This is a genomic window from Oceaniglobus trochenteri (assembly GCF_020529025.1).
Lineage (GTDB): Bacteria > Pseudomonadota > Alphaproteobacteria > Rhodobacterales > Rhodobacteraceae > Oceaniglobus > Oceaniglobus trochenteri.
The window spans coordinates 67,551-80,806 of sequence record NZ_JACNMM010000007.1 but is presented as its reverse complement, the minus strand read 5'-3'; the positions used below and the strand labels follow the sequence as shown (position 1 = coordinate 80,806).

Here is a 13,256-nt window from a genome sequence, read left to right as displayed (position 1 = left end):
AGGACGGGATGTTTCTGAGAAACTGCTGGTACGTGGCCGGCTGGAGCAAGGATTTCGACCGTAGTCTGAAGGCCGAAACCCTGCTGGGCGAGAAGATCGTTTTCTACCGGCGCGCCGACGGCACGCCTGTCGCGTTGGAGGATGCCTGCCCGCACCGCAAGCTGCCCCTGTCGCAGGGCAACCTCAGGGGCGACACGGTGGAATGCGGCTATCACGGGCTGACCTTCGATTGCACTGGTGCCTGCGTCGCCGCCCCCACCCAGCCGGATGCGATTCCGCGCCGCGCCGTCGTGCATGCCTACCCGGTGGTCGACCGCTATCGCCTCACCTGGATCTGGATGGGCGACCCGGCGCTGGCCGATCCGGCGCTTATCTTTCCCATCGAGAATTACGACAACCCCGCCTGGGGCTCCTCCGATGGCGGGGTGCTGGACATCGACTGCAACTATCTCTGGGTCTGCGACAACCTGCTTGATCCCAGCCATGTCGCCTGGGTGCACGTCACCTCCTTCGCCGGGGCGGGCACCGATGACGAACCGCTCGAGGTTGCCCGCACCGACCGTGGCGTGATCGTGTCACGCTGGATCTACGGCAAGCCGCCATCGCCCTATTACGCCGGGCTGGTCCGGTTCGACGGCCCCTGCGACCGGTTGCAGCATTACGAAATGTTCCTGCCCGGCATCGCCCTGAACAAATCCGTCTATACCCCCGCGGGCACCGGCGGGCCGGATGCGCCACCTACGCCGGAAACCTATGTGAACATTTCCTACAACTTCATGACCCCGATAGACGGCGACAGAACCCGCTATTTCTGGTTTCAGCACCGCAACACCGACCCGCAGGACCGCGAGATTTCCGACAAGATGAACGCCGGGGCGCGCATGGCCTTCGAGGAGGACAGGACGGTTCTGGAAGCGGTGCACCGGGGCATGAAGACCCCCCGCACACCGGCGATCGACCTGGGGCTGGACGCGGGCGCCAAACTGTTTCGCCAGATGCTGAGCCGCGCCATCATCGCCGAGGTTGCCCCATGAGATGCTTTTTCGCCCCCGAAACCGATGCCCACGACCCGCGCTTCTATCTGGTGCGCGGACAGGTCGCCGCCAACAAGGAGCTGCCCCAGCGGGCCGCCCTTCTGATCGAAGGGCTGGCCCAGGCCGGGATGACCACCGAAGCCCCTGCCCATTTCCCCGAGGCGGCCCTGTCGGCCATTCACAGTGACCGCTATCTCGATTTCCTGCGCCACGCCCATGCCGAATGGCAGGCCCTGCCCGATCAGGGCGCCGAGGTGGTGGCCAACGTGCACCCTGCCGGGCCGGTGCGCGCCTATCCCAAGGGCATCGTCGGGCGCGCGGGCTGGCACATGGCCGATGCCGCCTGCCCCATGGGGCCGCACAGCTGGGCCGCCGCGCGCCGCTCGGCCGATACCGCGCTGGCCGCCGCGCAGGCCGTGGTGGATGGCGCGCGCGCCGCCTATGCCCTGTGCCGCCCTCCCGGCCACCATGCCCTGGCCGAGGTTGCGGGCGGGCATTGCCTGCTGAACAATGCCGCCATCGCCGCGCAGCACCTGCGCCGCCATCACGACAGGGTGGCGGTTCTCGACATCGACGTGCATCACGGCAACGGCACCCAGGGAATATTCTGGACCCGGGGCGATGTGCTGACCGTTTCGGTCCATGCCGAAACCTCGGCCTATTACCCTTTCTTCACCGGCTACGCCGACGAAACCGGCGAGGGCGACGGCAAGGGCGCAAACCTGAACATCCCCCTGCCCCGGGATGAAACCGACGATGCCTGGTGTGCCGCCATCGAAACGGCGCTGGCGCGGATCGCTGCCTTCAATCCCGGCGCCTTGGTCCTGTCGCTGGGCCTCGATGCGCACGAGGCCGACCCCCTGCGCGGCCTTGCGGTGACCACGCCCGCCTTCGGCACCGCCGCGCGGCTGATCGCGGGCGCAAACCTGCCGACGGCGATCGTGCAGGAAGGCGGTTATCTTTCTCGGCACTTGTCGGCCAATCTTTCCGCCTTCATGATCGGGTGGAATTCCCACTGATCCGCGCCAGGAGCCCAAGATGAACGTGAAGCCCAATTCGCTGCACCACAGCGATGTCACCACCATGCTGCACCCCTATACCGACGCCCGCACGCACGAAGCGCAGGGCCCCGTCATCATGGACCGCGCCAAGGGCATCCACATGTGGGACACCGAGGGGCGGCAGTATATCGACGGGCTGGCCGGTCTCTGGTCGGTGGCCGTGGGGTACGGCGAAGACAGGCTGCGCGCGGCGGCCAATGCGCAGATGGAAAAGCTGCCCTATTCGCACATCTTCGCCCACAAGAGCCATGAACCGGCCATCACCCTCAGCCAGAAGCTGGTGGACATGACACCGGCCAACCTGACGCGCACCTTCTTCACCTCATCGGGGTCCGAGGCGAACGATACCGTGGTGAAACTGGTCTGGTACATGAACAACGCCATGGGCCGGCCGAAAAAGAAGAAATTCCTGGCCCGTACCAAGGGCTATCACGGAATCACCGTCGCTTCGGGGTCGCTTACCGGGTTGCCGGGCAATCACCGCGATTTCGACCTGCCGGCGATCCCGGTGCATCACCTGACCTGCCCGCACCACTACCGCTTCGGCCAGGAGGGCGAGAGCGAGGCCGATTTCTGCGCCCGCCTGATCGCCGAGGTGGAAGAGGTGATCGAACGCGAAGGCCCCGACACCATCGCCGCCTTCATCGGTGAGCCGCTGATGGGCGCGGGCGGCGTGATGCCTCCGCCCGAAGGCTATTGGCAGGGGGTCGAGGCGCTGTGCCGCAAGCACGACATCCTGATGGTGGCGGACGAGGTGATCTGCGGTTTCGGGCGCCTGGGCAGCCGCTTTGGCTGTGAACACTACGGCTTCACCCCCGACATCATGACCCTCAGCAAACAGCTTACCTCCTCTTACATGCCGCTGGCCGCCGTCCTCTTTTCGGAGGAGATCTATGCCCCCGTCGCCGACAACAGCCACGGGATCGGCACCTTCGGCCATGGCTATACCGCTTCGGGCCATCCGGTGGCCTGTGCCGTGGGGCTGGAAAACCTCGCGATCATCGAGGAACGCGACCTGGTGGGCAATGCCGCGAAACAGGGTGTCGCCTTCCAGAAGGGGCTGCGCGATCTCGCGGGTCACGACCATGTGGGCGAGGTGCGCGGAACCGGCCTGATCGCGGCGGTGGAACTGGTGGCCGACAAGGCCACGCGCCGTCCCTTCGATCCCGCCGGCAAGGTGGGCATGAAGGCCGCCGCCATCGCCGCCGAGGAAGGGCTGATCACCCGGGCGCTTGGCGACACGCTGGCGCTGTGCCCCCCGCTGGTGGTGACGGGTGATGACGTCGCACAGATCGTGCAGCGCATGACGCGCACCATCGAACGCACCCACGATTGGATCGCGACAACCGCACCGGCCTGAGGGCCCCTGCCCTCTTTCTTGCCCGAATACTCGGGGGGGACGGCCCCCCCCGGCGCCGCAACGGTTCAGATCGGGATGAACACCAGCGTGATCAGCGGAAAGGCCACCAGCAGCGCCACCCGTAAAAGGTCGGACAGCACGAAATAGACCACCGCGCGATAGGTGTCGGAAATCGGCGTTTCCCGGTCCATGGTGTTGATGATGAACAGGTTCATGCCCACCGGCGGCGTGATCAGCCCCACTTCGACAACGATCAGCACCAGGATTCCGAACCAGATCGCCACCTGCTCGCCGTTGATCCGCGCCAGGGCGCCTGGGCTGGCGCCCCGGATCTCCAGCGCGCGCAACTGATCGCGGGTCAGTTCGCCCCCCTCGGCCAGTGCGCCCTTGATGCCCGCCAGAACGTCGGGCGCCAGGGCCAGGCCCTGGGTCAGCGCCTCGGCCGCGCGGGCGGCGTGCAGGTCGGCCATCGAGACGAAGCCGAAATCAAGCCCCTGAACCACCGGCCAGAAGATCGGGATCGTCAGCAGGATCATCGAAAGGCTGTCCATCAGGCAGCCCAGCAAGAGATAGAACAGCAGGATCACCAGCAAGATCACCAGCGGCCCCAGGCCCAGCCCGGCGACATAGGCCGCCACCTCCTGCGGCACTTGGGTCAGCGCCAGGAAACCGTTGTAGAAGGCCGCGCCCAGCACGATGAAGAAGATCATCGCGGTGGAACGGGCTGTCACCATGAAGCTTTGCGTGAGGCTGGTCAGGGTCAGCCCGCCATTGGCCCAGGCAATGACGGCGGTGCCAAGCGCGCCCACGGCCGCACCCTCGGTCGGGGTGAACCAACCGCGATAGATGCCCCCCACCACCAGCGCAAAGACCAACAGCACCGGCCAGACCGCCCCCAGCGCCGCGAAACGCGCCGCCAGGGGCAAGGGCGGCCTTGCCGCAACCGTTCCCGGGTTCAGCCGGACGTAAAGCGAGATCGCCAGCATGTAGCCGAGGGCCGCCAACACACCGGGGATCACGGCGGCCAGGAACAGCTTGGCGATGTTCTGTTCCGTCAGGATTGCATAGATCACCAGCACCACCGAGGGCGGGATCAGGATGCCCAGCGTCCCCCCCGCCGCCAGCGTCGCCGTCGAGAACCCACCGGAATAGCCATGGCGGCGCAGTTCGGGCAGGGCCACGCGGCCCATGGTGGCCGCCGTGGCAAGTGAGCTGCCGCAGATGGCGCCAAAGCCCGCACAGGCCCCCACCGCCGCCATGGCCACCCCGCCCCGCCGATGCCCCAGCCAGGCCGCTGCCGCGTTGAACAGCGCCTGCGACATACCGCCAAGGCTGGCGAATTGCCCCATCAGCAGGAACATCGGGATGATCGACAGTGAATAGCTGGAAAAGGTCGTGAAGGTTTCCGATTTCAGCCGTGCCAGCGGAAGGCCCGCATCGCCGCTGACCAGGACCAGTCCGGCAAAGCCCGCCAGGAACATCGCCAGGCCGATGGGCACCCGCAGAAAGATCAGCCCCAGCAGAGCGGGAAACGACAGAAGGCCGATGGCCAGGTCGCTCATGCCTCGGGGTCCGTCGTAGCGGGAAGAAGCGGGCGGCGCAGGGCAAGTTCGGCCAGGCGCAGCATTGCGATATAGGTTGCCACCATGGCCGCGACGCAGGCCCCCGCAAGACTGGCCCCATAGGCCCACCACAAGGGAAATTCGAGGAGGAAGGTCGTCTGCCCGCTGCGCAGCTTGCTCTCCATGCCCGCCGCAAGCTGGATCGCGATCACGATCAGCACCGCGGCAAAGGTGACATCGGTCAACATCTGGCGCCAACGATTTGCGGCACCACTCCATCTTGTGGTGAAGATTTCCACCGTCGCATGGCCACCGGTGATCTGGCAAAGCGGCAGGAAGGCGAAGATGCAGAATGCGATCCCCGCCTCGATCAGTTCGAAATCACCCCGCACCGGCCCAATGCCAGGGGACAGCCCGCTCAGCGCCCGCCCCGTCACCGAAACACAAGTCAGCAGGATCAGCGCCAGAAGAACCAGCCCGCCAAGCCAGGCCATGGCGCGCGACAGGGTCAGGAAGAAGCCATGCATCGCGCGCCTCCGTCGTCAGTGAGCGGCGGAAAATTCGTCCATCAGGGCCCTGGCCTTGTCGATCAGCGCCTGGCCGTCGATGCCCCTGCCCTGCATGTCGGCCAGCCAGTCGTCATAGACCGGTTGCGCCATGCGGGCCCATTCGGCCGATTGCGCGGCATCCAGCGTCACCACCTCGTTCCCGGCATCCAGCGCAATCTGGCGGGCGGGCGCGTCGGCATCCTGCTGAACCCGGCCCGCGAAGACCGAGAAATCCAGGCCCGAATTGTCATCAACCACTTGTTTCAGATCATCCGGCAGCGCCTGATAGGCCTCCTTGTTCATCGCAAGGACGAAGGTAAGGGTATAGAGCATCGGCCCGGTGAATTCGGTGTGATACTCCACCAGTTCGGAAATCTTCAGCGATTCCGTCACCTCCCATGGGATGGTGGTGCCGTCGATCACGCCCTTCGACAGCGCCTCGGGGATTGCGGGCACCGGCATGCCGACAGGTGTGGCGCCCAGGGTTTCCAGCAGGGCGTTCACCTGGCGCGATGCACCGCGGATCTTCATGCCCTCCATATCGGCGGGGGCAAGAACCGGGTCCGAGGCATGAATCACCCCCGGGCCGTGAACCCAGGTTGCCAGGATGCGAACATCGCGAAACTCTTCCTGCATGTCCGATTCATAGAGGTTCCAGAAGGCATATGAGGCGGCGGATGCATCGCTGACCAGAAAGGGCAGTTCGAAAACCTCGGTGCTGGGAAAGCGCCCGGGCGTGTATCCAACGGCGGTCCAGATCACATCGGCCACGCCGTCAATCGCCTGGTCCATCAGTTCGGTGGGCGCGCCGCCCAGTTGCATGGACGGATAGCGCGCGATGGCAATACGCCCCCCGGAGTCCCGTTCGATATTGTCGGCCCAGACATCCAGGATGTCCTTGGGAACATTCGCCTGGGCGGGCAGGAACTGATGCAGCTTCAGCGTGACCTCCTGCGCCAGGGCGGCGGTCGTGGTGATGGCCGAAAGGGCCAGCGCGCAGAGGGCCCCCAGAATTGCGCCGTGGTTGGTCATCTGATCGCTCTCCCTCGAGGTATCCTTCGTGCGGTTGGGGATGTGATGCACATTGCCCCCCCGCTTGTCACCCCGTTTTCTGGCCGCGGCCTATTCTGCCGCGCCCAGCCTCAGGGAGATTTCGCCCAGCCCGTCGATTCCGCCGCTCAGATGATCGCCGGCCACCACCGGGCCGACACCGGCGGGTGTGCCGGTCATGATCAGATCGCCGGGGCGCAGGTGATAATAGTGCGACAGGTGGCTGACGATCTCACCGACGCTCCAGACCATTTCATCCAGCAGGGCATCCTGGCGGATTTCACCGTTCACCGAGAGATGAATCCGCTTGCCCTTCAGCGGGCCGGCCTTGGCCGCCGGGGTCAGCGGGCCCAGAACGGCGGAATTCTCGACGTCCTTGCCCAGGTCCCAGGGGCGGCGATAATCCTTGCCGTCCTGCTGGCGATCCCGGCGCGTCATGTCCAAGCCGCAGCCATAACCGAAGATCGCCGCCTCGCCTTCGGCCCGGTCGCATTGAAACACCGGGCGTCCCAGGGCCATGACCAGTTCAACCTCGTGATGGTAATTCTCGGTGCCCGGCGGATAGGGCACGGTGGCCCCGCTGGCGCACATGTTCGGAGCGGACTTGGTGAAGTACCAGGGCGCGTCGCGATCAACGGTATTTCCCATCTCTTCGGCATGGGCGACATAGTTTCGCCCGACACAGAAGATGCGCCCGACAGGATAGGCGGCATCCTCCCCGACGACGGGGATGGCGTTGGGAGGGGGCATGTCAAACAACAGACGGGTCATGGCCGGGCTTTCCTTTGCGACGAATCCTGCCCCAAGTGGTGGCCTGCCGGGCGGCTTTCGGCAAGGGAAGAGAGCACGGCAGCCGTGCGAAGCCGGTGGTTTGGGTTGAAATTGGGGATTGGGCGGCGGCTTCTGGCGAAGATGTAACCGGGGCAGGCGACGCAGCGCTCAGCGAGCACTTATTTCAAGATTTATTATTTAAATACAGCTACTTAGGATGAACATCCAGGCAAGGAGTTGCCAATTGTAACCCACGGGTTACTGCGCCGTGCGCGCCGATAACCCGTGGGTTACCCCCCCTACCCTTCCTCGCGCAATACCGCCTCGAATGCGCGAATGGCCTTATCCAGCTTGTCACGCGGAACGCTGGTGAAATCGATCCGGCTCAGGATCCGGCACTCGCCCTTGCGGGCCGTCACCTTCACCTCGCCAACATGAAACTCGAACTTCTCGCGTGCGGTTGCGGCCTTGGCGGGGCGACTTGCCTCCTTGGCAATGAAGGCCGCAAGGATGCGCGCCTGGTCCTCGCGCCGGCTTGCCGCCGCCAGGTCGGCGCGCAGCCTGTCGGCATTGCCGTGTCCCGCCTTCAGTGCACGCGCCACATCGACGCCCAGGTTGCGCGCCACGTCCTTTGGCCATTGCAGCGCGGGGCCCAGCGTTTCCAGAAGGTAAACGAAGCTGCGGATGTAGGAGCGTTTCATCTTGTGAAGCGATCCGTAAAGCCGCCCCACCAGCGCATCGGCCCCCTGCCCTTCCACCGCCGGATCGCCTGCGGCAGTGATCGCCACCTGCGCCATCTCGGCAAAGGACAGGTCTTCGCGCACGACGTTCTCTTCCACCATGTCGACATAGCGGGCCAGTTGGTCTTCCTCGCTCTGGTCGATCCGGGCCGTGACGCTGGCGAACCGCGCGTCGCCGGTTTCTTCGTAAAGCTGGGTCAAGGCGGTCAGGCGCCGCCAGCCCTTCTTCAACTGCCGCCGCCCGTCAGCCGCGACATAGACCTCGATCGGCTCTTTCTGACCCCGCGCGCGGATCGAGGCCTTCAGTTCCTCCATCTCGTCGGAACTGGCCACCGCCTCAAGCTCCAGCCGGTCGCGGGGCAGGGCGTCGGTGTGAACCTCCGAAAGCGGCAGCGCGATCAGCACCCGCCCCTCGGCCGAGGCTTCGCGGAAGGCCTTGGCCTCTTCCGCGTTCTGGCGACGCTGCGCCACCTTCGCCTCGGTGGTCTCCTGAAGGCTCTCGGCGGCGTCGCGCACCGCGGCGCCCATGGGCCCCACCGAACGTTCACGACGCGGTTTCGCCCCGTCGGTTTCCAGCGGTCCGAAGCCGAACCTGTTCTTGCCAGCCATCTTACACCTCCTCCTTCTGCGCGCTGTCTGCCGCCCAGGCGCGCAGAACCGTGTCGCGGAATTCGTCATAGGCCCGGTCGAAACTCTGCCGGGCACGCTTCCAGGTCTCGCGCGTCATCTGGCGATAGTCCTGCTCGTAAACCGACATCTGGAATCGCCCCGATTGCTCGACGGCGCGGGTCATCTCGATGGGGCTGTCGCACAGATCCTCGCCAAAGACATTGCGGAAGGCATCCATCATCGCGGTGTGCAGCGGATTGTTCAGCTCGAACCGTGTCATCAACAGGCGGATATCGCGGAACTGCTTGGGCAGGGTGATGCCCGCATCTTCCGCCAGCTCCGAAAAGCCCTCGGAAATATCGTTCATCGCATCGCCCAACTGGCCCAGATAGCTGGTGGTGGAATCGTACTCCCAATATCCCGGCCCCGAGGGGATATAGAGGATATCGGCAGCAAAGGCCGCGTTCAGCGACTGATAGCCGATGGCCGGGGGGCAATCGAAAACGATGAGGTCATATTGATCGTCGGGCAGTTCATCCAGGTACCGGGCCATGCAGCCGAAAAAGCTCCAGGCCTTGTGCAGTGACCGGTACTGCGCGCTTGCGAATTCCACGAAGGCGGCATTGGCGCAGGAGGGAATGATGTCGATGGTGGGCCAGCAGGTGGACTGGATGAAATCCTGAACCCGCTGCGCGCCGATCGACTGCACATCCTGGGGCAGTTCGTCACTGGCGGGGTAGGGACAATCGTCGGGGTCGTCATATCCGTCGGCGATGCGGTCCGCTTCGCGGCAGAGATCGCGGCACATGATGCCCCAGACCGTGTTCCACTCCTTCACCTCGGTCAGCCCCATGGAGTGCGTCAGGGTCGCCTGCGGGTCGAAATCGACACAAAGCACGCGGTATCCGTCAAGCGCGGCGGCATTGGCGAGGTGCTGTGCAACCACGGTCTTGCCCACGCCGCCCTTGAAGTTGCTGACCGCAACGCGCATCGCCCGCCCCTTGGGCCGCTTGGGCAAAAGAGATTTGCCGCGGAACCTGACCCGGCGGCGCAGCTCATTTATCTCGGCCAGGGTGAACCAGCGCTGGCGCCCGTCCTCCTCGGTTTCGCCCTGGGGCAGGGACGGATCTTCGGCCAGCTTCTTGCGCAGGGTGTCGGCCGGCACATGGAACATGAACTGGCTGATTTCCCAGATCGAGAAGGGACGAAGCGTCTTCACCTCCCCGGGTGAAAACGTTGCCTTGCGCACGGCGCTTTGCTGTACGAGGCTGCGTTCGTTCATCTGTTGCAGGTCGGAATGATCACGCATGGCACTACTCTTGTTTTTTGTTCCCTGACCCTGAATAACGCGAAAAGCACGGAACGGCCATTCTGAATTTTTTCGTCTTGTTCCTCGGCGCCTGAGCGGCAAAAACAGGAGGAAACCCGCCAGGCCGCAATCACCCCATGCAAATATGGTGACAGGATCGACGGTCATTCTCGCTATTTGGTGACAAATTATGCTGATATAGTGACAGACAGGCGCCCCCCTTCACCTGTTTCACCTTCTTCTCAAATAAGATTTGAAAGGTGACCAGTCGATCCCGTCAAAACAGGCTTGTTGACAGATTACGCGATTTTGAGCCTTAATCAGCGCAAGCGGGAATCGGACGCAAAGATTCGATGCCGCTGGGGCAAAGAAAAGGACAGGACATGGGGCTGCAACGCAAGTTGGCCGGCGCAGGCGTCGGGTCGCTCAAGTACGATCTGCTGACAGCAATAGGGTTGATCGGGCTGCATGGCACGGCATCCCAACAGGTTTCCATGGCGCGGCTCAGCGTTCTGGTGACGGCGCGCTACAACTGGGCCCGTGACGAGATCAGCATCGGGCAGCGCGATATGGCCCGCATCTGGGCGGTCAACGAACGCACGGCGAAACGCGAGGTGAAGCGCCTGACCGACATGCAGATCCTTGGGTGCCTGCGCCCCGGTGTGCGGGGGCGGGTGGCGGCCTATCGGCTCGACATTGGGGAAATCTGCACCCGTTCACGACCCTCCTGGGCCTCGGTAGGCCCTGATTTCGTCGAACGGATGGAGGGTTTCGCCCCCAGCGCGCCCACGCTGTCGTTCACGCCGCCCGCGCCGCCCGACGCCGTGTCAGTGCCTGAAAACGTGCCGGGGCGATGGGGCAGGGTGCTTTCGCACCTCGACACCCAGGATCGGGCCACCTTCGAGACTTGGTTTTCCAAGCTGGAACTGGTCAGCGATCAAACCCCCGAGGTGCATGTGAAGGCCAGCAGTGCCTTTGTCGGCCGCTATATCGAAACCCACCTGGGCAAGGTTCTGATGCCGGTCTTCGCCGCCGTATATGGCCCCACGGCGCGGTTGCGGATCAGTGCCTAGTGTTTCCCATCAGCAAGACACATTATATAGTGTCGAAATCTGCAGGTCACCCACCATCTTGACAATGTTCTCACTCTGTTCTAAATATGGTGAACAGAGAGCGAAAGTCAGGGGGACGATCATGATCAGTGAGCAGACACATGCCTCGGGCGGCAATGACTATCACCGCCTGCCCGCGAGCGAGAAACAGCTTCGCTTCGCGCTTCAGATCGCGCAGCGCCTGGGGCGCAGCATTCCCGCCGACACCCGGCAGGATCGCCGCGCCCTGTCACGGTGGATCGACGAAAACCGCGGCGCCGCGCAGGCCCAGGCGGGGCGGTTCAGTCACTATCCCACCTCGAAACAGGTTGCCTTTGCGGAAAAGATCGCGCGGCTGAAGCGGCGCAATGTCCCGGATGAGTGTTTTCGTGACAAGGGTCTGATGTCGCGCTGGATCGACAGCAACACCTGACCTTTTGCGCAGAACCCTTGCGCTTTGACGTCATTCGTTGCCTCATGACCCTGGACGAGTCAGGGGAGGGGACATGGCTATACTGAAATCCGGTGCAAGTCCACGTTCCGAAGATTTTGCCCGCAACGTCGAAGCGCACCTTGCGGCCCTGGCCCTGGTGCAGCAGGCGGCCGCAAGGTCCATCGAAGGCGGCGGTCAGCGTGCCCGCGAACGCCATGTCGGGCGCGGCAAGCTTTTGCCGCGCGACCGGATTGCCGGGCTTCTCGACCCGGGCGCACCATTCCTTGAAATCGGCACCTTCGCGGCCCATGGTCTTTACGATGAAGTGGCGCCCGGGGCCGGGGTCATCGCCGGAATAGGGCGCGTTTCGGGACAGGAGGTCATGATCCTCTGCAATGATGCCACGGTGAAGGGTGGCACCTACTATCCCCTCAGCGTCAAGAAACACCTCCGCGCGCAGGAAATTGCCGAGGCCAACCACCTGCCCTGCATCTACCTGGTGGACAGCGGCGGCGCCAACCTGCCCAACCAGGATGAGGTCTTTCCGGATCGAGACCATTTCGGCAGGATCTTCTTCAATCAGGCCAGGATGAGCGCGAAGGGCATCCCGCAGATTGCCGTCGTCATGGGCAGTTGCACGGCAGGCGGGGCCTATGTGCCTGCCATGTCGGATGTGACCATCATCGTGCGCGATCAGGGCACGATCTTTCTGGCCGGTCCCCCCCTGGTCAAGGCCGCAACGGGCGAGGTTGTGAGCGCCGAAGATCTGGGCGGCGGCGATGTGCATACCCGTCTCTCAGGCGTTGCCGACTATCTTGCCCGCGACGATGTCCATGCCCTGGCCCTGGCACGCCGCGCCGTGGCCAACCTGAACCGTGACAAACCCGCCATCGTCGCGCTTACCCCGGTGGAGCCGCCGCTCTATGATCCGGCCGAAATCCTCGGCGTCGTCCCCGCCGATCTGCGCACGCCCTATGACATCCGCGAAGTGATCGCCCGGCTGGTGGACGGGTCGCGGTTCGATGAGTTCAAGGCGCGCTATGGCACGACGCTGGTCTGCGGGTTTGCCCATGTCTTCGGGATTCCGGTTGGCATCATCGCCAACAACGGTGTCCTGCTCAGCGAGGCGGCCCTGAAGGGCGCGCATTTCGTCGAGCTCTGTTCGCAACGCTGCATTCCGCTGGTCTTTCTTCAGAACATCACCGGCTTCATGGTGGGCCGGAAATACGAAACCGGCGGCATCGCCAAGGACGGCGCCAAGCTGGTGACGGCGGTGGCCACCACGTCGGTGCCGAAGATCACGATGATCGTGGGCGGGTCCTTTGGGGCGGGCAATTACGGGATGTGCGGGCGGGCCTACGATCCGCGGTTTCTGTGGACCTGGCCCAATTCGCGTATTTCCGTCATGGGGGGCGAACAGGCGGCCGGTGTTCTGGCAACCGTCAAGCGTGACGGTATCGAAAGGGCAGGGGGGGCATGGAGCGACGCCGAGGAAGACGCCTTCAAGAAACCCACGATCGAGATGTTCGAACGCCAGTCGCATCCGCTCTATGCGTCCGCCCGGTTGTGGGATGACGGCATCATCGACCCGCGGAAATCGCGCGATGTGCTGGGATTGTCCCTGTCGGCCGCCCTGAACGCCCCCATCCCCGAGACGCGCTTCGGCGTGTTCCGCATGTGAGGCCGCG

The 13,256-nt window shown here is 64.2% G+C and carries 12 protein-coding genes; 6 read left to right on the top strand and 6 right to left on the bottom strand.

From position 1 onward, the window contains the following. The first annotated feature begins 8 nt into the window (after positions 1-8). The 3 genes from H7828_RS13065 to H7828_RS13055 are packed head-to-tail and all read left to right on the top strand — an operon-like array spanning position 9 to position 3,455. Complete coding sequence (locus H7828_RS13065; protein WP_226781490.1) at positions 9-1,034, top strand: aromatic ring-hydroxylating dioxygenase subunit alpha; 1,026 nt, start codon at positions 9-11, stop codon at positions 1,032-1,034. Continuing rightward, positions 1,031-2,053: a histone deacetylase family protein gene (locus H7828_RS13060; RefSeq protein WP_226781489.1), complete on the top strand. Its 1,023-nt coding sequence runs from the start codon at positions 1,031-1,033 to the stop codon at positions 2,051-2,053. Before H7828_RS13065 ends, H7828_RS13060 begins: the two co-directional genes overlap by 4 nt. A 19-nt stretch (positions 2,054-2,072) precedes the next feature. After that, positions 2,073-3,455 carry an aspartate aminotransferase family protein gene (locus H7828_RS13055; RefSeq protein WP_226781488.1) on the top strand — a complete coding sequence of 461 codons (1,383 nt, stop codon included), beginning with the start codon at positions 2,073-2,075 and terminating at the stop codon, positions 3,453-3,455. A 65-nt stretch (positions 3,456-3,520) separates the two neighbouring features. Here the strand turns inward: H7828_RS13055 and H7828_RS13050 are convergent, their stop codons facing one another. From H7828_RS13050 to H7828_RS13025, 6 genes are all read right to left on the bottom strand, one after another. Further along, positions 3,521-5,017 (bottom strand): TRAP transporter large permease, encoded by a 1,497-nt coding sequence (locus H7828_RS13050; RefSeq protein ID WP_226781487.1) that lies wholly within the window; start codon positions 5,015-5,017, stop codon positions 3,521-3,523. Further along, a complete protein-coding gene (locus tag H7828_RS13045; protein WP_226781486.1) occupies positions 5,014-5,544 on the bottom strand; it encodes a TRAP transporter small permease in 531 nt (176 codons plus the stop codon). Before H7828_RS13045 ends, H7828_RS13050 begins: the two co-directional genes overlap by 4 nt. Before the next feature lie 15 nt (positions 5,545-5,559). Further along, entirely contained in the window at positions 5,560-6,597 is a 1,038-nt protein-coding gene (locus H7828_RS13040; protein ID WP_226781485.1) for a TRAP transporter substrate-binding protein, read from the bottom strand. A gap of 90 nt (positions 6,598-6,687) precedes the next feature. Next, positions 6,688-7,386, bottom strand: coding sequence for a fumarylacetoacetate hydrolase family protein (locus tag H7828_RS13035; RefSeq protein WP_226781484.1), 699 nt, complete (start codon positions 7,384-7,386; stop codon positions 6,688-6,690). Positions 7,387-7,685: 299 nt separating this feature from the next. Next, positions 7,686-8,735, bottom strand: coding sequence for a ParB/RepB/Spo0J family partition protein (locus tag H7828_RS13030; RefSeq protein WP_226781483.1), 1,050 nt, complete (start codon positions 8,733-8,735; stop codon positions 7,686-7,688). Between the two features lies 1 nt (position 8,736). After that, positions 8,737-10,044 (bottom strand): AAA family ATPase, encoded by a 1,308-nt coding sequence (locus tag H7828_RS13025; RefSeq protein WP_226781482.1) that lies wholly within the window; start codon positions 10,042-10,044, stop codon positions 8,737-8,739. A 383-nt stretch (positions 10,045-10,427) separates the two neighbouring features. On the opposite strand from H7828_RS13025, the gene H7828_RS13020 reads away from it, so the two are divergent. The 3 genes from H7828_RS13020 (at position 10,428) to H7828_RS13010 (ending at position 13,249) form a co-directional block, all read left to right on the top strand. Next, positions 10,428-11,117 (top strand): hypothetical protein, encoded by a 690-nt coding sequence (locus H7828_RS13020; protein ID WP_226781481.1) that lies wholly within the window; start codon positions 10,428-10,430, stop codon positions 11,115-11,117. A 121-nt stretch (positions 11,118-11,238) separates the two neighbouring features. Continuing rightward, positions 11,239-11,568: a hypothetical protein gene (locus tag H7828_RS13015; RefSeq protein ID WP_226781480.1), complete on the top strand. Its 330-nt coding sequence runs from the start codon at positions 11,239-11,241 to the stop codon at positions 11,566-11,568. A 73-nt stretch (positions 11,569-11,641) separates the two neighbouring features. Next, complete coding sequence (locus H7828_RS13010) at positions 11,642-13,249, top strand: carboxyl transferase domain-containing protein (protein ID WP_226781479.1); 1,608 nt, start codon at positions 11,642-11,644, stop codon at positions 13,247-13,249. Positions 13,250-13,256 lie beyond the last annotated feature (7 nt).